The following is a 20,927-nucleotide window of genomic DNA, read 5'->3' as shown; positions in this document are numbered from 1 at the left end:
CTCAGTCCAGGCGCCGCTGCCACTCCCCGGACCCGCCGGCCGGCCGGAAGCCCAGGGCGACGTTGATCGCGAGCATGTGCGCGTTCTCCTCGGCGTTCCACGTGCCGACCCGCCGCGCGCCCGGCTGCACCTGCGCGAGCCGGGCGAGGTTCGCCGTCTTCACCAGCATGCCCAGGCGGTGGCCGCGGTGCTCGCGCAGGACCAGGGTGTCGTCCTGGTAGACGTACGCGTCGGTGTCCGGGCGGCTGACCAGGGCGGTGTACGCGACGAGGGCGCCGGTGGGCTCGTGCACCGCCGCTGCCACCCGGTACGTCATCCCGCGCGCCGCGTACTGCTCCTCGGCGGCCCGCACCCGCGCCGCGTCCCACGCGTCCTCCCGCAGGTCCAGCCCGCCCAGCGGGACGTCGGTGCTCATCCGGGTCTGCAGGTGGGCGAAGTGGTCGACCCACTCGTCGGGGCAGCGCCGCTCCCACGTCACCACGCGGTAGTCGGGCCCGGCCGCGCGGGCGGCGGCGTCCGCGTGCGTGGCGAGCGCGATCGGCGGCACGGGGACGTCCAGCATCGAGCGCCGCTCCACCTGCTCGAGCTGCCACCCGCGGTGCAGGAGGAACGCGACGCCCGGGTCGGTGGCGCGCACCCGCCCGGTGCCGGTCCCCGGGACGACCGTGCCGGGCCCCGCCTCCGGCTCGGAGGCCTGGTCGGTGGCGGCGGTGACCGTCGTGCGGCCGTGCTCCCGTGCGGTGGCGAGCGCGAGGTCGTGCAGCGCGGAGCCCACACCCCGGCCGCGGTGCTCGGGCCGGACGTCGACCTGCACGTACGCCGTGTGCGTGTTGTCCTGCCGGGGCAGGTTCAGCGCGGCGTAGCCGAGCACCCGCGCGGGGTCCGCCGGCCCGTCGGGCTCCGGCGCGTCGAGCGCGACGAACCGGAGCTTCTGCTCGTACTCCTGGTGCTGCAGGCTCGCCAGGGTCTCACCGGGGAGGCGGGCCTCGTCGAGGTTCCCGAAGGTCGCGAGCCGCGCCGCGTTGGCCGCCTCGACCATGCCGTGCAGGAGCCAGGCGTCCGGGGCGTCCAGCGCGGCGGGGACCGGGAGCGGCGCGAGGTGCACGGGCGGGCTCGTCCGGGCGGTGGCGGCGGAGGGCAGGGCGTCGGTGGCCATGCGGCCATCGTCGGCCCGCCGCGCGGGCGTGGTCGAGGGCAATTCGGGCCGTCGCGGGTTCTCGTAGTGACGCCACTGATTCACGTCCCGCGTGCCGCGGCGCGCCGAACCGGTACCGTCGCGCCATGCCGCTGCTGGAGATCATCGGGTGGGTCGGTTCCGCCCTCGTCGTCGTGTCGCTGATGCAGGCGCGTGTCCTGCGATTCCGCTGGATGAACTTCGCCGGGTCCGTGATCGCGGCGGCCTACAACGCCGTCGTCGGGATCTGGCCGTTCGCGGTGATGAACGCCGTCATCGCCGTCATCGACGCGTACTGGCTGTGGCGGCTGACCCGCGAGCGGCACGACGCCGAGGTGTACGAGGTCGTGCCCGTCGGCGCCGGCGACCACTACCTGCGGCACGTCCTGGGCGTGCACGCCGACGACATCGCCGGCTTCTACCCGTCGTTCGCGGTGCCGGCCCCCGGTGCCGAGGCCCCCGGTGCCGAGGCGACCGGTGCCGGGGCGACCGGCGCCGAGGCGACCGGGCGACGGTGGGCGTACCTGGTGCTCCGGGGCGACGAGACCGTGGGCGTCGTAGTGGTCCGCGACACCGGCGGCGAGGTCGGCGAGGTGGAGCTCGACTACGTCACGCCGCGATTCCGCGACTTCACGCCGGGCGAGTTCGTGTACCGGCGCAGCGGGGTGTTCGCCGGCACGGGCCTGCGCGCGCTGGTCGTCGCGGACGACGCCCGCGACACCGGCGCCTACCTCGAGCGGGTGGGCTTCCGGCGGGTCGCCGGCCGGTGGCGCCGCGAGCTGGAGCCTGCCGCGGCCTGACGCGCCGGGGTGCCGGCCGTGCGGCCCGGGACAGCGCGCCCCTAGACTGAGTTCGGACACCCGAACTTGGAGGTGCGGTGACCACCACAGCTGACCGGAGCACGGCCTCGCGGGGGCGGCTGCTGCCGCTGCTCGGACCCGCGTTCGTCGCGGCGATCGCGTACGTCGACCCCGGGAACGTGGCCGCGAACCTCACGGCCGGCGCCCGCTACGGGTACCTGCTGCTGTGGGTCCTCGTCGCCGCGAACGCGATGGCCGTCCTCGTGCAGTACCAGTCCGCCAAGCTCGGCATCGTCACGGGGGAGTCCCTGCCCGGCGTCCTGGGCCGGCGGCTGCGCCGCGGGCCGCGCCTCGCGTACTGGGCGCAGGCCGAGGTGGTGGCGGCGGCGACCGACATCGCGGAGGTCGTCGGCGGCGCGATCGCGCTGCACCTGCTGTTCGGGCTGCCGCTCGTGCTCGGCGGCGTCATCGTCGGGGTGGTCTCGATGCTGCTGCTCGCCACGCAGAACCGGTACGGGCAGCGGCGGTTCGAGGCGGTGATCGCCGGGCTGCTGCTCGTCATCGTCGTGGGCTTCCTGTGCGGCCTGCTGGTCGGCCCGCCCGACCCTGCCGGCATGCTCGGGGGCCTCGTCCCGCGGTTCGCCGGGACGGACTCGGTGCTGCTGGCGGCGTCGATGCTGGGCGCGACCGTGATGCCGCACGCGATCTACGTGCACTCGGCGCTCAGCCGGGACCGCTTCGGGCCCGTCCCGGACGCCGGCACCCGCGACCGGCTGCTGCGCGCGACGCGGTGGGACGTCGGGTCGGCGCTGACGGTGGCCGGCACGGTGAACATCGGCCTGCTGCTGCTCGCCGCGGCGAACCTGCGCGGCGTCGAGGGCACCGACACGATCGAGGGCGCGCACGCCGCCATCTCCGGGGCGCTGGGCGGCGGCATCGGCGTGGTGTTCGCCCTCGGGCTGCTGGCCTCCGGGCTGGCCTCGACGTCGGTCGGCTGCTACGCCGGCGCCGCGGTGATGGAGGGCCTGATCCACCGGCGGATCCCGCTGCTGCTGCGGCGGGCGATCACGCTGGTCCCGGCGCTGGTGCTGCTCGGGGTCGGCGCCGACCCGACGTGGACGCTCGTGGTCAGCCAGGTGGTGCTGAGCTTCGGCATCCCGTTCGCCGCGATCCCGCTGGTGCGGCTGAACCGTGACCGGTCCCTCATGGGCGCGCACGCGAACGGCCCGAGGCTGCAGGCGGCGCTCGTCGTGGTGGTGGCGCTGGTGGTGGTGCTCAACGTCGCGCTGCTGGTGCTCCTCGCGACGGGCGCATGAGCCTTTCGGTAGTGCCGCTCCGGAAACAACGCCCACGCCCTGACCTGCGCCGAGATGGCAGAACGCGCCTCTGCGAGCCGTTGCGTCGACAGGCGAGGGGTGTCCTCTCGGTGTTGTTGGAGCAGTACTACCGAATGGATTCCGTAGCGCTGCTACCGTTTGCAGCGTGAGCAGCAGCGACACCGCCCCGGTCGACGGCCGCACCCGGCGCGCCGTCGCGACCCGCGCGCGCGTCGCCGCCGCGGCGACCCGGCTGTTCCTCGCCGACGGGTACGGCGGCACCGCCATCACCGCCGTCGCCCGGGAGGCAGGGGTCGGCGTGCAGACCGTCTACTACTCCTACCCGACCAAGGCCGACATCCTCGTCGGGTGCCTCGACCACGCCGTCGACGGGGCGGACCGGCGCGACGCCTCCCGGGACCTCGCCGACCAGCCGTGGGTGCGGGCCGTGGCGGACGAGCCCGACCCGGTGCGCCGCGTGTTCCTGCACGTCCGGGGCTCGGCAGAGCTCATGGGCCGCGCGGGCCCGGTGCTGGACCTCGTCCGGCTCGGCGCCGCGGGGGAGTCGGTGCTCGCCGACGCGTGGGCCCGCGACGAGGGGCGGCGCCGGGAGGTGCACCGTGCCCTCGTCGAGGCCTGCGAGCGGGACGGGGTGCTGCGCCCCGGCCTTTCCGCGGAGCAGGCCACGGACCTGGTCACGCTGGTCCTCGGCCCGGAGACGTGGAACGCCCTCGTCCGGCGTGCCGGGTGGAGCAGCCTGGCGTGGGCGAGGTGGGCGCACCGCGCCCTGCTGGCCGACCTCGTGCCGTCGCGGTTCGACCCGGAGGCCTGAGCCCCTGCGAGGGCACGGTGCACAGTGAGGCGCACCGGGTCCGCACCGGCGCGGACCCCACGCCAGGAGGCCGACATGTGTCGCTGGATCGCTTACATGGGTTCGCCCGTGACGCTCGACGAGCTGCTGTACAAGCCTGCCAACTCGCTCGTGATGCAGAGCCGCGAGAGCCACCTGGGGGTCGAGCCGATCAACGGCGACGGCTTCGGCGTCGGCTGGTACGACGAGCACTCGCCGATCCCCGGGCTGTTCCGCAGCGTCGAGCCGGCGTGGAGCGACCAGAACCTCCGCGAGCTCTCGCTGCACATCCGGTCGGGCGTCGTGTTCGCGCACGTGCGGGCGACGACGGGCACCCCGGTGCAGCGGACCAACTGCCACCCGTTCCGGTACGGCCAGTGGCTGGGGATGCACAACGGGGGCATCACGGCGTTCAGCACGCTCAAGCGGGACCTGCAGATGGCCGTCGACCCGAGCCTGTTCCCGCTGATCGAGGGGTCCACGGACTCCGAGACGCTGTTCTTCCTCGCGCTCTCGATGGGCCTGACGGACGACCCGCCGGCCGCCCTCGCGGCGGCCGTCGGGCTGGTCGAGGACGTCGGGCACAAGCACGGGATCGCGTTCCCGATGCAGGGCACCGTCACCGTCACGGACGGGCAGCGGCTGTGGGCCTGCCGCTACTCCTCCGAGGGGCGGTCGCGGTCGCTGTTCCGGAACCGCGACGTCTCCGTGCTGCGCGCCCAGTACCCGGACAACCCGGTGCTGCACGGGCTGTCCGACGACACGCGGGTGGTGGTCTCGGAGCCGCTCGGCGACCTGCGCGGTGCGTGGCTCGAGGTGCCGGAGAGCACCTGCCTCGTGGTCGAGGACGGGCAGGAGGAGCTGCTGCCGTTCGCGCCGGCGGTCTCCGTGGCGTGAGCGCGGCGCGGCCCGGTCACCACTGCGAGCGCGCGTAGTCCTTGAGGAAGCAGCCGTACAGGTCCTCGCCGGCCTCGCCGCGGACGATCGGGTCGTAGACCCGCGCCGCGCCGTCGACCAGGTCGAGCGGGGCGTGGAAGCCCTCCTCCGCGAGCCGCACCTTCGTGGGGTGCGGCCGCTCGTCCGTGATCCAGCCGGTGTCGACGGCCGTCATGAGGATGCCGTCGGCCAGCATCTCGCCCGCGCTCGTGCGGGTCAGCATGTTGAGCGCGGCCTTGCTCATGTTGGTGTGCGGGTGCCCGGGGCCCTTGTAGCCGCGGGAGAACACGCCCTCCATGGCGGAGACGTTGACGATGTAGGTCCGGCGGGCGGGCGACGCGGCGAGGGCCGGGCGCAGGCGGCTGACCAGGATGAACGGCGCGGTCTGGTTGCAGAGCTGCACCTCGAGCAGCTCCATCGGGTCGACCTCGTCGACCGTCGCGACCCAGCTGTTCGACTCGGCGACGTCGGGCACCAGCCCGCCGGCGTCGATGGAGGTGCCCGCGACGAGCCGCTCGAGGCTCGCGGCCTGCGCGGTCAGCGACTGCGCGACGAGCTCGTCCGCCTCCCGCGCCGCCCGCTCGATCGCCAGGGCCGGGCTGGTGAGCTCGCTGACGGACCCGGCGAGCGCGCGCGGGTGGGCGTCGCTCGTGCGTCCGAACGTCGTGATCATCCGCGCGGCGTCGTCGGCGAGCGGCGCCAGCTCGGCCTCGGCGATCCGCGCGTACGCGCCGGGTGAGCGGCGGACGGTCTGCGCGGCGTTGTTGATGAGGATGTCCAGAGGCCCCTGCGCGGCGACGTGGTCGGCGAGCGAGACCACCTGCGCCGGGTCGCGCAGGTCGATCCCGACGACGTGCAGGCGGTGCAGCCAGTCGCCCGCGTCCTCCATCGCGCTGAACCGGCGGACCGCGTCACGGGGGAACCGCGTGGTGATCGTCAGGTCCGCGCCGTCGCGCAGCAGCCGCAGCGCGATGTACATGCCGATCTTGGCGCGCCCGCCGGTGAGCAGCGCGCGGCGGCCGGTCAGGTCCGTGCGGGCGTCCCGCTTGGCGTGGTGCAGCGCCGCGCAGTCCGGGCAGAGCTGGTGGTAGAACGCGTCGACGACGGTGTAGTCCTGCTTGCAGACGTAGCAGGCCCGCGGGCGCAGCAGGACGCCGGCGGTGGCGCCGGTCGCCGCGGACGTCAGCCCCAGGCCGTTGGTCTCGTCGTCGATCCGGCCCGGGCTGCCGGTCGCGGTCGCGGCGACGACCGCGGCGTCGGCGTCCGAGATCGCGCGGCGCTTCTCGGTCCGGCGGTGCTTCTTGGCGGCCTTGAACATGCCGGAGGCAGCGCGGCGGGCAGCGGCGTGCTGCGGGTGCGTCTGGTCGAGCGCGGCGACCTGGTCGGCGACCCGCAGGAACGTCGCGAAGTCCGCGGGGTCGACGCCGGGCAGCTCGGCACCGGGCACGTCGACACCGGGCAGCTCGGGAGCCGTCGCATCCGTCGTGCCGTCGGGGGCCTCGCCGGGGTGCTGCCCGGGCGTGGTCGTCTGCGCGCTCATGCGCCGTCCGTCCTGGGAGGGGAGAGGGCGCCGCGGTCGCGCGGGGCCCCGAAGATCGTACGCGGAGGGGTCGCGGAACCGACGGTGCGTCCGGTCACACCGGGCTGACGACGACTCAGGACGGCTCAGGCGGGCTCGGCCGGCTCGGCCGGGAGCAGGGCCCGGACGATCGTCGCGTGCCGGACCAGGAAGGCCCGCTCGTCGAGCTTCTTGCGCCGGAGCCACCCGGTGACCTCGTCGTTGTGCTTGCTCGCGTTGCAGGAGGCGCACGCCGGGACGACGTTGCCGAGCGTGTAGCGACCGCCGCGCGAGATCGGCAGCACGCAGTCCCGTTGCAGCGCGGTGGTCCGCGCCCCGCAGTAGGCGCACCCGCCCCAGGCCGCGACGAGGTCGTCCCACTCCGCCGGGCTCAGGTCGTTGTCCGCGAGGGCGACCCGGCGGCGACGGCGCCTCGCGTAGCGCGCGCGGGTCGACGGCGAGGCCGTGGCGGAGGAGAGCGTGCGGCGTCGGACCACGCGGCGACGCTACCGCCCTGGGACCCCGCGGCGGGTCCGGCCGGCGGCGGTGACGCGTCTGCGATCGCGTCGGGGGACACTGGGTGGCAGCAACCGCCATCACCACGAGGAGTACCACCGTGCCCCAGGGAACTGTCCGCTGGTTCGACGCCGAGCGGGGGTTCGGCTTCCTCGCCCTCGACGACGACGCCGAGGACCTGTTCGTGCACGCGTCCGAGATCGTCGGCAACGACGACGGGACGTCGTCGCTCCGGGAGGGGCAGACCGTCGAGTTCGAGGTCGGCGAGGGTGACCGCGGCCCGCAGGCCCGGCAGGTCCGGGTCACGGGCGGGAGCGCCGTCGACGCGGCCCTCGGCCGGCTCGGCACGGTCGCCTGGTACGAGCCGGCCAAGGGCTACGGCTTCCTGACGCCCGACGGCGGCGACGACCAGATCTTCGTGCACAGCTCCGCGATCGTGGGCGGCGGGGTGATCGAGGAGGGGCAGCGCGTCGCGTTCCTCGTCGTCGAGGGCGAGAAGGGCCCGCAGGCCGACCACCTGCTGCCGCTCGGCGCCGACGCCCGCCGGCAGGGCGTGCCGTCCGACGGCGCCGACGGCACCGTGACCTGGTACGACGCGGGCAAGGGCTTCGGCTTCGTCACGCCCGACACCGGCGGCGACGACGTCTTCGTGCACGCCCGGTCGCTGGCCGGGGGCGCCACCGAGCTGGCCGAGGGCGACCGCGTGACGTACCGCGTCACCGTCGGCGAGAAGGGCACGCAGGCCCAGGACGTGCGGCTCGTGGGCGGCTCGGCGTCCCGCGGGCGTGGCGCGCCGGGTGGCGGGGCAGGCCGTGGCGCGTCGGGTCGCCCCACGGCGTCCCGGGGCTCGGCGCGCGGTGGCGCCGGCGTGGTCGCGCGCTACGACGCGGACCGCGGCTTCGGCTTCATCACGCCCGACGACGGCGGGCCGGACCTGTTCGTGCACGTGTCGGTCCTGCAGAACACCGACGCGCTCTACGAGGGCGACCGGGTCCGGTACCAGGTGCGGCAGAGCGACCGCGGGCCGCAGGCCGACCGCGTCGACCTGGCCTGACCTCGCGCGGGGCGGTGCGGGGCGGCGCGGCCGGGAAATGTGCTGTCCCGGCCGCCCGCCCCGCGGCTAGCCTGCCGGAACCGTGCGAGAGACCGAGGAGGTGGTACCCGTGGACGCAGCGACGACATGGGTGCTCCCCTGCGGGGTCACGGTCGGGCGGTAGGTCGTCCGGGAGCGCCGTCCACGCTCCTGAGAGGCACGACCATGCACTTCACCTCTGAACGACCCCTCGACGGCGGCGTCCTCGAGCGCGACTTCGCGTTCGGCGACATCCCCGGCACCCTCTGGACCCGCGGGCCCGCCGCGGCTCCGCTGGTCCTCATCGCGCACAACAACGGGCTGCCCCGGTCGGACGCCAGGCTCGTGGCGCGCGCCCGGTTCCACGCGGCGGAGCACGGCTACGCGGTCGCCTCCATCGACGCGGCGGGCTGCGGCGAGCGGCCCGTGCCCGCCGCCGCCCAGCGGGCCCGGGCCGATCTGCGCCGGGCCCTGCAGGCCGGCGAGCCGGTCGACGAGATCCTCGAGTCCCTCGTCGGCCCGCTGGTCGACGGCGCGGTGCCGGAGTGGCGGGCGACCCTGGACGCCCTGCTCACGCTGCCCGGGATCACCGGACCCGTCGGGTACTCCGGCTGGGCGGCGCTGGGCATCCGCCTGGCCGTCGCCGAGCCGCGCGTCGCGGCCGCCTGCCTGTTCGCCGGGGGCTACGTGCCGCGCGCCGTCCGGGAGCTGGCCCCTCGGGTGACGGTCCCGCTGCTGCTCCTGCTGCAGTGGGACGACGAGGGCAACCCGCGGGACCGGGCCCTCGGCCTGTTCGACGCGTTCGGCAGCGCCGAGAAGACGCTGCACGCCAACCCCGGCGGGCACCTCGGCACGCCGCGGTTCGAGCTGGCGGACGGCGCCCGGTTCCTCGACCGGCACCTGAGGTGACGGCTGCCGGCCCGCCGTCAGCGCGCGGCGGGCCGGTAGACCAGCTCTTGCGTGCGCCCGTCGAGCAGCCGGCTCTCCAGCAGCTCGAGGTCCAGGTCAGGGGCGCCGGCGAGCACCGGGCTCGTCCCGCTCCTGCCCGTGACCACCGGGAACACCGTGACGTGCAGCCGGTCGACCAGGCCGGCGGCGAGCAGCGCCCGGTTCAGCGACAGGCTCCCGTGCGACCGCAGCGGCACGTCGGACTCCGCCTTCAGCCGGGTCACGACCTCGACCGCGTCGCCGTCCACCACCGTCGCGTCGGGCCAGTCCAGCGGCTCCCGGAGGGTCGAGGACACCACCGTCGCCGGCAGGTGCCGCATCCGGTCGACCCAGGCGTCGCGGACCTCGGACTCCTCGGTGCTCTCGGCGAGCATCGTCACGAACTGGCGGAACGTCGTGGCCCCGAACACCGTGCGCTGCTCGCCGTCGTACAGCGCGCTGCGGCGGTCGAGCAGCTCCGGGCCCTGCTTGCCCCAGTACCCGCCCCAGTCCCCGGGCGGCCCGTAGGAGCCGTAGCCGTCGAGGCTCATGAACACGTCGAAGGTGTAGGTCGCCGTCATCGCTGCTGCTCCTCGCCGTGGGTGCTGCTCCGGACCCAGGCGCGGAACGCTACTCGCGCGGTGCCGCCCACGGCCAGGTGCGGACCCCGGTTCTGCCTCGGCGTCGGCGGCGTGAGCCGTACGATCGCGCCGTGGGTGGGGTCGCGATGAGGACGGCGCTGGCGAGGGCGGTGCGCGGGGACGGCGCGGGTCCGGTCCTGGTGACGCTCGCGCTGTCGGTGCTCGTGGTAGCCGGCTGCGCCCCGACCGGCGTGGACGTCCGCGGCACGCTGCCGCTGTGCCGGCACGTGCGGGTGCTCCCCGTCGAGGAGCTCGCCGAGCACACGACGTGCGACCTGCGCGGCTGGACGCTGACGTTCCCCGACGGGCAGACGATCGAGGTCGGCGTCGCGAACGGGTCGGCCAGCAGCACGGACCGGCCCGGCGAGGAGTGGGCCGCCTCGAACTGGGGCGGCGACGGGACGGCCGCCTGGCTGCGGACCGACGAGGGACTGACGGTGTGGGGGCCGCCCGCTGCAGTGGACCGGGAGATCCTGCTGCTGTCGCTCGACGTCGACTGACCCGTCGCGCCGGGCACCGGGCGCTTGATCGCACCGGACCGCGATGATCGGGTCCGGCGACGTCCGCGCGCGGCAGAGTCGTGGGCGGAAGGGAGCACCGTGATCACCTCGCTCAACCGGCTCGTGGACCTCGTCGAGGCCGACCTCACCGAGGCCGACCGCACCGAGGAGCTCGACGTCGCCCGCCTGGCCACCGCCGTCGGGACGACCGAGTACCACCTGCGGCGCATGTTCTCGTCGCTGGCGGGGATGCCGCTGTCGGAGTACGTGCGCCGCCGGCGGATGACGGTGGCCGCAGCGGACGTCGTCGGCCGGTCGGAGGACCTGCTGAGCATCGCCGTGCGCTACGGGTACGGGTCGGCCGAGGCGTTCGGCCGCGCGTTCCACGCCGTGCACGGGGTCAGCCCGGGCAGGGCACGACGTGACGGTGGCCCCTTCCGCGCCCAGCCTCGCCTGAGGTTCCGCCTGACCGTCGAAGGAGCGTCTCCCATGGACGTCCGCATCGTCTCCCGCCCCGACTTCCGCCTGGCGGGGCATGCCACCCGGGTCCCCCTCGTCCACGAGGGCGTCAACCCCGCCGTGCAGCGGCACGTCGCCTCGCTGGACCCGCAGGAGCACCTGCGGCTGAAGGCCCTCGGCGACACGGAGCCCCGCGGCCTGCTCGCCGTGAGCGCCGACCTCGACCCCGACCGCCGGGAGGGCACCGACCTGACGTACCTGCACGGCGTGGCCGTCACGGACGCGGTGGACGTCCCCGGCGACCTCGACGTGCTCGCGGTCGGGGCCGGGTCGTGGGCGGTCTTCCGTGCCGCCGGCCCCTACCCCGCGGCGCTCCAGGACCTGTGGGTGGCGACGGCGACCGAGTGGTTCCCGTCGAACCCGTGGCGCCTGCGACCCGGCCCCGAGGTCGTCGCGGTGCTCGACCGCGCGGAGGACTTCAGCACCGCGACGGTCGAGCTCTGGCTGCCGGTGGAGGCTGGCTGAGCGCACGTGCGGTCACGCCGGCTCGACGGACGGTCGCCAGGGGCGCGACCTCGGGCGCCACCCGTGGGTCTGCCTCCCTGCGCATCCGGGGGTCTGCCCCATGGGGCTGCTCCTCCCGCGTCCCTAGCGTCACGGACATGAGCCACGACGAGACCCTGACGGCACCGAAGCCGCGAGACGCCCCTGCGTCCCCACCTCCGCCGCGCTCCCTCGCGCCGGACCTGGCCCGCGGGATGCTGCTGCTGCTGATCGCGTCGGCGAACGTGTGGGGCTACCTCTGGCCGGACGACGGCTGGAACGAGGCCGGTGGGCGCCCGGCCGGCGGCTCGGCGCTGGACCACCTCGTCGACGGCGTCGTCACGCTCGTCGCCGACAGCCACAGCAGGCCCATGTTCGCGATCCTCTACGGCTTCGGGCTGGCCACGATCGCGGGGCGGCTCGCCGCGCGGGGTGCCGACCGGAGGGCGACCCGCGGGGTCCTCGCGCGCCGCGGCGTGGGACTCGTCGTGCTCGGGCTGCTGCACGCGGCCCTGCTCTACGGCGGCGACATCCTGGCCCCGTACGGAGCCGCCGGTCTGGTGGCGCTGCTCTTCCTGCACCGCTCCCGCACGGCACTGCTGTGGTGGGCCGGGGTCGCGTACGCCGTCTCGATGACGGTCGGAGGGCTCGTCCTGCTCCTGCCCTCGGACCCCGGGGGCGGCGACGTCGCCGGGGCGGAGGCGACGACGACGTACCTGTCCTCGGCGCTGGAGCGCGTCGGCGCGACGGCGACCGTGACGTCCCTGTACACGCTGACGCTGATGTTCGTCCCGCACCTGGTGGTCGGGATCCTCCTGGCGCGAGCCGGCTGGCTCACGCGGCCGGCCGAGCACCGACGCCGGCTCGGGCAGGTCGCCGCGGGGGCGGCCGCGCTGAGCCTCCTCGGCAGCCTCCCGTACGCGCTGGCCGTCGCGCAGGTGTGGCGTCCGGGGCACACGCCGCTGGCGCTCGCCGAGCTGGTCCACCACGTCGCCGGGGACGTGATGGGCCTGGGCTACGTGTGCCTGTTCGGCTGGGTCGCCGCGGTGTGGGGCGGGCGGACCGGCCGGGGCGCCGTGTCCGCGGTCACGGCCGTGGGTGAGCGGTCCCTCACCTGCTACCTGCTGCAGTCGGTGATCTTCGCGCCGCTCCTGAGCGACTGGGGGCTGGGCCTGGGCGGACGCATCTCCACCGCGCAGGCCGCCCTGCTCGCCGTCGGGGTGTGGCTGGTCACGGTGGCGGTCGCCGTCGCGCTGCGTCGGGCCGGGCGCCGGGGCCCGTTCGAGGTGGCCCTCCGGCGACTCGCCTACGGCCGGCCGCGGGCGGCGGTGCGGCCGTCAGGGTCATGATCCCGGGAATGCCCGCCGCCGTCGCCATGTTGAGCGGGGTGGACTCAAGTTCGACGCCGGGAAGTTGCCAGGAGCGCGGCCGCGTCGCAGACTTGAGTGCAGCAGGCTCAAGGCAGTCCGGAGCGCCGCGTCCCGTGCGCGACGCGAGCGCCGGGCGACGCAGCACGACGAAGGAAGAGGCACTCACATGGCACGAGCAGTCGGTATCGACCTGGGCACCACGAACTCGGTGGTCGCCGTCCTCGAGGGTGGCGAGCCCACCGTCATCGCCAACGCCGAGGGCGCCCGCACGACCCCGTCGGTCGTCGCGTTCTCCAAGACCGGCGAGGTGCTGGTCGGCGAGGTCGCCAAGCGCCAGGCCGTCACCAACGTCGACCGGACCATCTCGTCCGTCAAGCGCCACATGGGCACGGACTGGACCGTCGAGATCGACGACAAGAAGTACTCCGCGCCGGAGATCTCCGCCCGCGTCCTCGGCAAGCTGAAGCGCGACGCCGAGGAGTACCTGGGCGAGCCCGTCACCGACGCGGTCATCACCGTCCCGGCGTACTTCAACGACGCCGAGCGCCAGGCGACCAAGGACGCCGGCCAGATCGCGGGCCTGAACGTCCTGCGCATCGTCAACGAGCCCACCGCGGCGGCCCTCGCCTACGGCCTCGAGAAGGGCAAGGAGGACGAGCTCATCCTCGTCTTCGACCTCGGCGGCGGCACGTTCGACGTCTCCCTGCTCGAGGTGGGCAAGGACGACGACTTCTCGACCATCGAGGTCCGCGCGACCTCCGGCGACAACCGCCTCGGCGGCGACGACTGGGACAACCGGATCGTCGACTGGCTGGTCGGCCAGGTGAAGAACTCCACCGGTGTCGACCTGTCGAAGGACAAGATCGCCGTGCAGCGGCTGCGCGAGGCGGCGGAGCAGGCCAAGAAGGAGCTGTCGTCCGCGACCAGCACCAGCATCAGCCTGCAGTACCTGTCGATGAGCGAGAACGGCCCCATCCACCTGGACGAGAAGCTCACCCGGGCGCAGTTCCAGCAGATGACGGCCGACCTGCTCGAGCGCACCAAGGCGCCGTTCCACGCGGTCATCCGCGACGCCGGCATCAAGGTCGCGGACATCGACCACGTCGTCCTCGTCGGCGGCTCGACGCGCATGCCGGCCGTCGCCGACGTCGTGCGCGAGCTCACCGGTGGCCAGGAGCCCAACAAGGGCGTCAACCCGGACGAGGTCGTGGCCGTCGGTGCCGCCCTGCAGGCCGGTGTCATCAAGGGCGACCGCAAGGACGTCCTGCTGATCGACGTCACCCCGCTGAGCCTCGGCATCGAGACCAAGGGCGGCGTGATGACCAAGCTCATCGAGCGCAACACGGCCATCCCGACCAAGCGCAGCGAGATCTTCTCGACGGCCGAGGACAACCAGCCGTCGGTGCTGATCCAGGTGTTCCAGGGCGAGCGCGAGTTCGCGCGGGACAACAAGCCGCTGGGCACGTTCGAGCTGACCGGCATCGCGCCGGCCCCGCGCGGCGTCCCGCAGGTCGAGGTCACCTTCGACATCGACGCGAACGGCATCGTGCACGTGTCCGCCAAGGACCGCGGCACGGGCAAGGAGCAGTCGATGACGATCTCCGGCGGCTCCGGCCTGCCGAAGGACGAGATCGACCGCATGGTCAAGGAGGCCGAGGCGCACGCCGCCGAGGACAAGCAGCGTCGCGAGGAGGCGGAGACCCGCAACTCCGCCGAGCAGCTCGTGTACTCCACGGAGAAGCTGCTGACCGACAACGACGACAAGCTGTCCGACGACGTGAAGTCCGAGGTCCGCTCCGCGGTGGACGGCCTGAAGAAGGCGCTGGAGGGCACCGACCTCGCCGAGGTCACCGCCAAGCAGACCGCCCTGGTCACCGCCAGCCAGAAGATCGGCGAGGCGCTGTACTCCGCGAACCAGCAGGCCCCCGCCGGTGAGCAGCCGGCCGAGGGCGCGGCGGACGCCGGTGCGTCGCAGGACGACGACGTGGTGGACGCCGAGATCGTCGACGACGAGGGTGAGAAGAAGTGAGCGACGAGTTCACCGCCGCCTCGGGGTCGGGTCAGCCCGACCCCGAGGAGGGCCCCCGCGTGACCGACAAGCGCCGCATCGACCCGGAGACGGGGCAGCTGCGCGAGCCGACGCCCGAGGAGCAGGTCCTCGCCGAGGCCGAGGAGGCGGCGAACGCCGCCGAGGAGGCCGTGGTGCTGGAGGGCCTGGTGGAGGCGCAGAAGCTGGCCGCCGAGCGGCTGGACGAGCTGCAGCGGCGCAACGCCGACTACTTCAACCTCGAGCAGCAGTACTCGGCCTACGTGAAGCGGTCCAAGACCGAGGCGGCCTCCGCCCGGGACCAGGGCGTCGCCGCGGTCGCCGAGGCGCTGATCAGCGTCCTCGACGACATCGAGCTCGCCCGCCAGCACGGCGACCTGGTCGGACCGTTCGCGTCGATCGCCGAGAAGCTGGAGGCGACGCTCGGCCGGTTCGGCATCGAGCGGTTCGGCTCCGCCGGCGAGGCGTTCGACCCGACGGTGCACGAGGCCCTGATGCACGGCCACTCGGCCGACGTCACGGAGCCCACCGTGCAGCAGGTCCTCCAGCCCGGCTACCGGATGGGCGACCGCATCGTGCGGGCCGCCCGGGTGGCCGTGGTCGACCCGGAGGCGTGACGAGCAGCAGCAGGACCCGCCGGGCACGGTCGCGCACCCACGCGACCGTGCCCGCCGGGTTCACCCCGCCCCTGACCGCGGAACGGCCCGCGCAGGCGCCGGCACAGGCCAGGATGAGCGGGACGACGACGAGGAAGGAGGCGTGATGAGCGGGCAGGACTGGCTGGAGAAGGACTTCTACGCCGTGCTCGGCGTCTCCAAGGACGCCGACGCCGCGACGATCAAGAAGGCGTACCGCAAGCTCGCCCGGACGATGCACCCCGACCACAACCCGGGGGACGCCGTCGCGGAGTCGAAGTTCAAGGAGGTCGGCGAGGCGTACGCCGTGCTGTCCGACCCGGAGCAGCGCCAGCAGTACGACCAGCTGCGCGCGATGGCCGGCGGGGCGCGGTTCCGCGCCGGTGCCGGTGGCCCCGGGGGCGCGCAGGCCGGCGGCTTCGAGGACCTGTTCGGCGGCGTGTTCGGCGGTGCCGGCGGCGGCAGCCGCGTGCGGTTCCCGCAGGGTGCGACCACGGGCGGCGGCAGCAACGGCGGGTTCGAGGACCTGCTGGGCGGGCTGTTCGGCGGCGGCGGTGGCGGCTTCGGCCAGCCCCGCGGCGGCCGACGCGGCGCCGACCTGTCCGCCGTGACGACCCTGCCGTTCCGGCAGGCGGTCGAGGGCTCGACCGTGGCGCTGGGCGTCGAGGGGCGGACCGTGAAGGCCCGCATCCCGGCCGGCGTGCGCGACGGGCAGAAGATCCGGCTGCGCGGCAAGGGCCGGCCCGGGGAGAACGGCGCACCCGCCGGTGACCTCGAGGTGACCGTCCGCGTGACCCCGCACCCGGTGTTCGCGCTCGACGGCAGCAACCTGCGGGTGACGCTGCCGGTCGCGTTCGACGAGGCGGCGCTCGGCGCCGAGGTGGCCGTGCCGACGCTCGACGGCGGCTCCGTGCGGCTGAAGATCCCCGCGGGCACCCCGTCCGGGCGCACCCTGCGGGTCAAGGGCCGCGGCGTGAAGACGCCCGCCGGCACCGGGGACCTGCTCGTCACGGTCCAGGTGGTCGTGCCGCAGCGGCTGAGCGCCGCGGCGAAGGAGGCCGTGCAGGCGTTCGGCATCGCGACGTCCGGCGAGGACCCGCGGGCCGAGCTGCTCGCGCGCGCCAAGGAGTGAGGCGGGCGGCACCGGTCGCCCGACGGATCCGGGGGAGGTGGTCGTGATGGTGTCCGACGAGGCACAGGTCTACGTGATCTCCGTGGCCGCCGAGCTCGCGGGGATGCACCCGCAGACCCTGCGGCAGTACGACCGGCTGGGGCTCGTGCAGCCCGGCCGGACCCGCGGGCGCGGCCGCCGGTACTCCCTGCGGGACATCGCCACGCTCCGCGAGGTGCAGCGCCTCTCCCAGGAGGAGGGCGTGAACCTCGCGGGGATCAAGCGGATCCTCGAGCTGGAGAACGAGGTGGAGCGGCTGCGCCGGCAGGTCGAGTACCTGCGGGCGTTCGCCGAGCCCGGGCGCCGGGTGTTCACCGCGCACCCGTCCGGGGACGTGGTGGCGATGGGCCGCGGGCAGCGGCGCGCCGCGCGGGAGCCCGCCGGCGACGCCGAGCGGCAGGCCGGGGCGATCGTGCTCTGGCGGCCGGGCGGTCGCTGACACGCCCGGACGACGCTGCGCCTAGACGCCGCCGCGCAGCGCGGTGATCGGCTCGACCGAGGCCGCCTTCAGCGCCGGGTAGATCCCCGCCAGCAGCCCGATGACCCCGCCGCCGGCGGCGGACGCCAGCACGACCGCCGTGTCGAGGATCGGCGTCCAGGACTGCGCGGCCGACACGATCACGACCGTCGCGACGCCGAGCGCCGCCCCGATGAGCCCGCCGAGCAGGCCGACGGCGACGGACTCGAGCATGAACTGCGCTCCGATGTCCCGCCGCCGCGCGCCGAGGGCCCGCCGCAGGCCGATCTCCCCGACGCGCTCCATCACGGACAGCAGCGTGACGTTCGCGATGCCGAGCCCGCCGATGAGCAGGGCGACGCCGCCGAGCGCGAGGAAGATCGTGTTGACGTCCGCCTGGACCGACTCCTGGACGCGGGAGCCGCTCGCGGGGACCTGCATGGTGACGGTCTCCGGGGCGTTCGGGCTCAGCGCGACGGGCACCTGGTCGCCGACGACCGGCCCCGCGCCGACCGCGATCCGCAGGTGCAGCTCCTCGGGTGCGGCGAGCCCGAAGTCGGCCCGCGCGGTGCCGAGCGGCAGGATCACGGCGTCCAGGAGGTCGCTGCGGCGCCGCACGTCGTCGACCACGCCGATGACCGTGTAGGAGCGGTCGCCGATGAACACCGACGGCTGGCGGTCCACCCGCGCGACGCCGAGCCGGTCCGCCGCGCGGGCGCCGAGCACGACGACCCGGTCCGCGCGCGCGTCGTGGCCGGCGTCGAAGAACCGGCCCGTGACGACGGTCCCGCGGACGGCGTCGAGCAGCCCGCCGCTGCCCGCGAGGACCGGCGGGGACACCGGCTCCGGCTGGGACGGGTCGTTCACGGGCACGGCGGTGACGGTGGCGTCCCCGGTGTCGACGGCCGCGACCAGGCCGGCGGCCTCGACCCCGGCCAGCCGCCCGGCGCGCTCGTCGGCGTCCCACGGCAGGGGGGCGTTCGCCCGCTGGGACCCGTCGGCCGTGCGGGTGGTGCTCGCGGTGGCCATGGCCTGCGTGGCGGCGACGGCGTCGAACTGGCGGGCGATCTGCCCCGCCGCGGTCTGCGCGAGCCCCACGGTCACCACGACGGACGCGATGCCGAGCACCGTCCCGAGGATGGTGAGGAACAGCCGCCCGGGCCGCGCGTCGACGCCGGCGGCGGCCTCCCCGACCAGGTCCCGCAGCCCGAACCGGTCCGCGCGGGGCGGCCGGGGCGGGGCGGTCAGCACGGCGCCCCTCATGCGAGCTCGCTCAGGCGGCCATCGGCGATGCGCACCCGCCGCTGCGCCCGGGCGGACACGGCGGCGTCGTGGGTGATGACGACGAGGGTGAGGCCGTCGGCGTGCAGCTCGTCGAACAGGTCCAGGACGTCGGCGGAGTTGTGCGTGTCGAGGTTGCCGGTCGGCTCGTCCGCCAGCAGCACCTGCGGGGACGTGACGACGGCCCGGGCGACGGCCACCCGCTGCCGCTCCCCGCCGGACAGGACGGTCGGCCGGAACCCGAGCCGGTGGGACAGGTGCACCCGGTCGAGCGCCGCGAGGGCCCGCTCCCGGCGCTCGGCGCGCGGCACGCCGCTGTACAGGGTGGCCAGCAGGACGTTGTCGAGCACCGTGCGGTGCGGGAGCAGGTGGAACGACTGGAACACGAAGCCGATGCGGCCGCCGCGCAGGGCCGAGCGCACCGCCTCGGAGGAGGTGCCGGTCGGGACGCCGTCCAGCAGGTACTCGCCCGAGCTCGGCCGGTCCAGCAGCCCCAGCAGGTTGAGCAGCGTCGACTTGCCCGAGCCGGAGGGCCCCACGACGGAGAGGTAGTCGCCGGCGTCCACGCGCAGGTCGCTGGCGTGCAGGGCGTGCACCGGCGGGTCGCCGGGGAACACGCGGGTGACCTGCCGCAGCTCCACGACGGGCGGCGGCGGCGCCAGGTCGCCCGGCTCGACGGGGTCGAGCCGGGCGTCGAGCTCCGTCACCCGTCCGACCCGGACGTCGGGCCGGCGGTCGCCTGGTCGCCGGAGCCGGCCTCGCCGATGACGACGAGCTCGCCCTCGGACAGGTCCCGCTCGACGCCCGTGACCTCGACGTACCCGTCGGCGGCCAGGCCGGTGGTCACCTCGACCAGCGCGGTGGTGCCGTCGTCGTCCATGACCTCCACGCGCGACTCGCCTCCCGGGCCGGCCGTGAGGGCGGCGAGCGGGACGGCGAGCACCGCGCCGCCCGTGGACGACACCGGGATGGTCACCCGGACGTTGCTGCCCTGGAGCGCCGCGACCTGCTCGGGCGGGAGCTCGCCGGGGACGAGCACGACCGTGGAGCGGCCGGCGGACGACTCGCCGTCACCGGACCCGCCGTCGCCCTCGCCGCCCTCGCCCTCGCCCGAGCCGCCGGAGCCCGGGTCGTCGCCGGCCGCGCGGATCTCGGTGACGGTGACCGGGACCTCCAGGTCCCCGGCGACGACGGTGCCGGTGGCGCCGACCGTGAGCAGGGCGGCGTCGGCGCGGGCGGCGCTCGCCTCCACCTGCAGGGTGGCGCCCGAGACGCTCATCACCGGGCCGTCGACGGTGCCGCCGCGGCGGACGTCCACGGAGTCGACGCGCCGGGGCAGCGTCTCGAGGTACACGACCTCGCTCGCGGGCAGGGTCGTCAGGGTCTGCTGCTGCGCCTCGGTCAGCGCCGTCCGGGCGTCGGCGAGCGCCTGGCGGGCCGCGGTCACGGCCGCGCGCTCCGCGGAGGTGTCGGGCGCGGCGTCGAGCTGCGCCCGGGCGGCGGCGGCCACACCCACCTGGTCGGCGGCGTCCGCGACGGCGTTGCGCGCGGCGGCGAACGCGGCGGACCCGCACTCCGTGACCGCCCCCGTGCCGCACCCGGCCTGCAGGTCGGCGAGCGCGGCCTCGGCGACCTCGCGGGCGCGCTGCGCGGCGCGGACCGCCGCGTCGGCCTCCGCGACCTGCGCGGCCGTCGTGCCGCCGCGACCGGCGCCGCCGAGGGCGCCCTCGGCGGCGGCGACCTCCGCCTGGGCGGAGCGCACGGCCTGCTCGGCGGCGTCGACCGCCTCCGTCTCCTCGTCCGAGGCCGGCGCCACGGGGTAGCCGACCCGCTGGTACAGGGCCGCCACGCCGGCGGCCGTCGCCGCGTCGTAGTCGTCGGAGGTCGGGTCGCCCGCGCCGATGCCCAGGGCCCCGAGGGCGGCCTTGAGCTGCAGCACGTCCGGCCCGGAGACACCGACGCGCAGGGTCCGGTAGGTCGGCAGGGCACCGGGCAGCACGATGACGGGCCGCCCGGCGATCTCCAGGGCGACGGAGCCGGGGTCGAACGTCGCGCCGACCTCCGGGACCTGGCCGGTGACGACCGCGCGCTCGCCCAGGTCCGCCGTCTCGACCCGGACCTCGGCGGCCCCGTCGAACACCACGTCGCCGCGGATGGTCACGTCGTTGCTGAGCTCCCGGCTCTCGACCGGGACGGTGATCGGGCCGGCGGCGGGCGGCGCGGTGCGGGCCGCCGCGTCGGCCGGGTTGATCACCAGCCGGCTCAGCCCCAGCCCCGCCACCAGGCTGACGACCGCGACGGCGCCCAGCAGGGGCAGGGTGCGGTTGCCGTTGCGCCACCACGTGCCGAGGGCACCGCGACGCCCGGCATCCGGCTCGCCCAGGTCCTCGGTGCCGGTCTCGTGCCCTGCCCGCACGTCAGGCGTCCCGCGCGGCGGTGGCGGCCTCGGCCCACGCCTCGAGCTCGTCGCGGTGGGTGTCGACGAACTCCTGCTGCACCTCGTGGTTCACCGCCATGGACGCCTTGACGTAGTCGATCTCCTCCTGGCAGGTGAAGTCGGCCGTCGCCATCGCGATCTCCTTGTCGGTGAACGCGGCGAGGGCCGACTTCACCTGCCAGGAGGAGATCGACTACGTCAAGGCGTCCATGGCGGTGAACCACGAGGTGCAGCAGG

At 75.1% G+C, this 20,927-nt stretch carries 21 protein-coding genes; 13 read left to right on the top strand and 8 right to left on the bottom strand.

Features of this window, described 5'->3' with window-relative positions:
* Window position 1: 1 nt before the first annotated feature.
* The gene (locus KJP73_RS08170) at window positions 2-1,156 is read right to left on the bottom strand and encodes a GNAT family N-acetyltransferase (protein ID WP_213282304.1); all 1,155 of its coding nucleotides are present in this window, start codon (window positions 1,154-1,156) and stop codon (window positions 2-4) included.
* Between the two features lie 125 nt (window positions 1,157-1,281).
* Between KJP73_RS08170 and KJP73_RS08165 the strand changes: the two genes are divergently transcribed.
* The 4 genes from KJP73_RS08165 to KJP73_RS08150 all read left to right on the top strand — a co-directional run bounded on the left by KJP73_RS08165 (window position 1,282) and on the right by KJP73_RS08150 (window position 5,037).
* Window positions 1,282-1,974 carry a hypothetical protein gene (locus KJP73_RS08165; RefSeq protein WP_213282303.1) on the top strand — a complete coding sequence of 231 codons (693 nt, stop codon included), beginning with the start codon at window positions 1,282-1,284 and terminating at the stop codon, window positions 1,972-1,974.
* Between the two features lie 77 nt (window positions 1,975-2,051).
* Window positions 2,052-3,290 (top strand): Nramp family divalent metal transporter, encoded by a 1,239-nt coding sequence (locus tag KJP73_RS08160; protein WP_213282302.1) that lies wholly within the window; start codon window positions 2,052-2,054, stop codon window positions 3,288-3,290.
* A 166-nt stretch (window positions 3,291-3,456) separates the two neighbouring features.
* Window positions 3,457-4,122 (top strand): TetR/AcrR family transcriptional regulator, encoded by a 666-nt coding sequence (locus KJP73_RS08155; RefSeq protein ID WP_213282301.1) that lies wholly within the window; start codon window positions 3,457-3,459, stop codon window positions 4,120-4,122.
* A 96-nt stretch (window positions 4,123-4,218) separates the two neighbouring features.
* Window positions 4,219-5,037 (top strand): class II glutamine amidotransferase, encoded by an 819-nt coding sequence (locus tag KJP73_RS08150; protein WP_433995157.1) that lies wholly within the window; start codon window positions 4,219-4,221, stop codon window positions 5,035-5,037.
* Window positions 5,038-5,053: 16 nt separating this feature from the next.
* Here KJP73_RS08150 and KJP73_RS08145 read toward each other — a convergent pair whose 3' ends face one another.
* Window positions 5,054-6,616 carry an SDR family oxidoreductase gene (locus tag KJP73_RS08145; protein ID WP_249669215.1) on the bottom strand — a complete coding sequence of 521 codons (1,563 nt, stop codon included), beginning with the start codon at window positions 6,614-6,616 and terminating at the stop codon, window positions 5,054-5,056.
* A 125-nt stretch (window positions 6,617-6,741) separates the two neighbouring features.
* A complete protein-coding gene (locus tag KJP73_RS08140) occupies window positions 6,742-7,131 on the bottom strand; it encodes an HNH endonuclease (RefSeq protein ID WP_213282299.1) in 390 nt (129 codons plus the stop codon).
* Window positions 7,132-7,214: 83 nt separating this feature from the next.
* Here KJP73_RS08140 and KJP73_RS19510 point away from each other — a divergent pair, with 83 nt between their 5' ends.
* Both KJP73_RS19510 and KJP73_RS08130 read left to right on the top strand, forming a co-directional pair.
* Window positions 7,215-8,204 carry a cold-shock protein gene (locus tag KJP73_RS19510; RefSeq protein WP_349628299.1) on the top strand — a complete coding sequence of 330 codons (990 nt, stop codon included), beginning with the start codon at window positions 7,215-7,217 and terminating at the stop codon, window positions 8,202-8,204.
* A gap of 204 nt (window positions 8,205-8,408) precedes the next feature.
* Window positions 8,409-9,131, top strand: a complete 723-nt coding sequence (locus KJP73_RS08130) for a dienelactone hydrolase family protein (RefSeq protein ID WP_213282298.1) — start codon at window positions 8,409-8,411, stop codon at window positions 9,129-9,131.
* A 17-nt stretch (window positions 9,132-9,148) separates the two neighbouring features.
* Here the strand turns inward: KJP73_RS08130 and KJP73_RS08125 are convergent, their stop codons facing one another.
* Window positions 9,149-9,730, bottom strand: coding sequence for a dihydrofolate reductase family protein (locus KJP73_RS08125; protein WP_213282297.1), 582 nt, complete (start codon window positions 9,728-9,730; stop codon window positions 9,149-9,151).
* A 131-nt stretch (window positions 9,731-9,861) separates the two neighbouring features.
* Here KJP73_RS08125 and KJP73_RS08120 point away from each other — a divergent pair, with 131 nt between their 5' ends.
* The 7 genes from KJP73_RS08120 (at window position 9,862) to KJP73_RS08090 (ending at window position 16,954) form a co-directional block, all read left to right on the top strand.
* Window positions 9,862-10,290, top strand: a complete 429-nt coding sequence (locus KJP73_RS08120) for a hypothetical protein (protein WP_213282296.1) — start codon at window positions 9,862-9,864, stop codon at window positions 10,288-10,290.
* Between the two features lie 99 nt (window positions 10,291-10,389).
* Complete coding sequence (locus KJP73_RS08115; protein ID WP_213282295.1) at window positions 10,390-11,274, top strand: AraC family transcriptional regulator; 885 nt, start codon at window positions 10,390-10,392, stop codon at window positions 11,272-11,274.
* A gap of 137 nt (window positions 11,275-11,411) precedes the next feature.
* A complete protein-coding gene (locus tag KJP73_RS08110) occupies window positions 11,412-12,641 on the top strand; it encodes a DUF418 domain-containing protein (protein ID WP_213282294.1) in 1,230 nt (409 codons plus the stop codon).
* Window positions 12,642-12,828: 187 nt separating this feature from the next.
* A complete protein-coding gene (dnaK, locus tag KJP73_RS08105) occupies window positions 12,829-14,691 on the top strand; it encodes a molecular chaperone DnaK (RefSeq protein WP_213282293.1) in 1,863 nt (620 codons plus the stop codon).
* A complete protein-coding gene (locus KJP73_RS08100) occupies window positions 14,688-15,326 on the top strand; it encodes a nucleotide exchange factor GrpE (protein ID WP_213282292.1) in 639 nt (212 codons plus the stop codon). Before dnaK ends, KJP73_RS08100 begins: the two co-directional genes overlap by 4 nt.
* A 145-nt stretch (window positions 15,327-15,471) precedes the next feature.
* On the top strand, window positions 15,472-16,476 hold the full coding sequence (locus tag KJP73_RS08095; RefSeq protein ID WP_213282291.1) for a DnaJ C-terminal domain-containing protein: 1,005 nt from the start codon (window positions 15,472-15,474) through the stop codon (window positions 16,474-16,476).
* Window positions 16,477-16,522: 46 nt separating this feature from the next.
* Window positions 16,523-16,954 (top strand): heat shock protein transcriptional repressor HspR, encoded by a 432-nt coding sequence (locus tag KJP73_RS08090; RefSeq protein ID WP_213282290.1) that lies wholly within the window; start codon window positions 16,523-16,525, stop codon window positions 16,952-16,954.
* 21 nt (window positions 16,955-16,975) lie between these two features.
* Here KJP73_RS08090 and KJP73_RS08085 read toward each other — a convergent pair whose 3' ends face one another.
* The 4 genes from KJP73_RS08085 to KJP73_RS08070 are packed head-to-tail and all read right to left on the bottom strand — an operon-like array spanning window position 16,976 to window position 20,823.
* A complete protein-coding gene (locus KJP73_RS08085) occupies window positions 16,976-18,235 on the bottom strand; it encodes an ABC transporter permease (protein ID WP_213282289.1) in 1,260 nt (419 codons plus the stop codon).
* The gene (locus KJP73_RS08080; RefSeq protein ID WP_213282288.1) at window positions 18,232-18,960 is read right to left on the bottom strand and encodes an ABC transporter ATP-binding protein; all 729 of its coding nucleotides are present in this window, start codon (window positions 18,958-18,960) and stop codon (window positions 18,232-18,234) included. The genes KJP73_RS08085 and KJP73_RS08080 overlap by 4 nt, the downstream gene beginning before the upstream one ends.
* Window positions 18,957-20,669 carry a hypothetical protein gene (locus tag KJP73_RS08075; RefSeq protein WP_249669214.1) on the bottom strand — a complete coding sequence of 571 codons (1,713 nt, stop codon included), beginning with the start codon at window positions 20,667-20,669 and terminating at the stop codon, window positions 18,957-18,959. The genes KJP73_RS08080 and KJP73_RS08075 overlap by 4 nt, the downstream gene beginning before the upstream one ends.
* Window position 20,670: 1 nt before the next feature.
* Window positions 20,671-20,823, bottom strand: a complete 153-nt coding sequence (locus tag KJP73_RS08070; protein ID WP_213282287.1) for a hypothetical protein — start codon at window positions 20,821-20,823, stop codon at window positions 20,671-20,673.
* Window positions 20,824-20,927 lie beyond the last annotated feature (104 nt).

This window comes from Cellulomonas hominis, from assembly GCF_901521055.1.
GTDB lineage: Bacteria > Actinomycetota > Actinomycetes > Actinomycetales > Cellulomonadaceae > Cellulomonas > Cellulomonas endometrii.
Note: the sequence above shows the minus strand (reverse complement) of the source record. Positions and strands in the feature narration are given on the sequence as shown.

What these genes read in the sequence shown, in the direction of transcription:
- KJP73_RS08145 (WP_249669215.1), bottom strand. Translation starts at nt 6,616, where the DNA reads ATGAGCGCGCAGACGACCACGCCCGGGCAGCACCCCGGCGAGGCCCCC.
- dnaK (WP_213282293.1), top strand. Translation starts at nt 12,829, where the DNA reads ATGGCACGAGCAGTCGGTATCGACCTGGGCACCACGAACTCGGTGGTC.
- KJP73_RS08085 (WP_213282289.1), bottom strand. Translation starts at nt 18,235, where the DNA reads ATGAGGGGCGCCGTGCTGACCGCCCCGCCCCGGCCGCCCCGCGCGGAC.
- KJP73_RS08170 (WP_213282304.1), bottom strand. Translation starts at nt 1,156, where the DNA reads ATGGCCACCGACGCCCTGCCCTCCGCCGCCACCGCCCGGACGAGCCCG.
- KJP73_RS08095 (WP_213282291.1), top strand. Translation starts at nt 15,472, where the DNA reads ATGAGCGGGCAGGACTGGCTGGAGAAGGACTTCTACGCCGTGCTCGGC.
- KJP73_RS08110 (WP_213282294.1), top strand. Translation starts at nt 11,412, where the DNA reads ATGAGCCACGACGAGACCCTGACGGCACCGAAGCCGCGAGACGCCCCT.
- KJP73_RS08130 (WP_213282298.1), top strand. Translation starts at nt 8,409, where the DNA reads ATGCACTTCACCTCTGAACGACCCCTCGACGGCGGCGTCCTCGAGCGC.
- KJP73_RS08070 (WP_213282287.1), bottom strand. Translation starts at nt 20,823, where the DNA reads ATGGCGACGGCCGACTTCACCTGCCAGGAGGAGATCGACTACGTCAAG.
- KJP73_RS08165 (WP_213282303.1), top strand. Translation starts at nt 1,282, where the DNA reads ATGCCGCTGCTGGAGATCATCGGGTGGGTCGGTTCCGCCCTCGTCGTC.
- KJP73_RS08125 (WP_213282297.1), bottom strand. Translation starts at nt 9,730, where the DNA reads ATGACGGCGACCTACACCTTCGACGTGTTCATGAGCCTCGACGGCTAC.
- KJP73_RS08090 (WP_213282290.1), top strand. Translation starts at nt 16,523, where the DNA reads ATGGTGTCCGACGAGGCACAGGTCTACGTGATCTCCGTGGCCGCCGAG.
- KJP73_RS08150 (WP_433995157.1), top strand. Translation starts at nt 4,219, where the DNA reads ATGGGTTCGCCCGTGACGCTCGACGAGCTGCTGTACAAGCCTGCCAAC.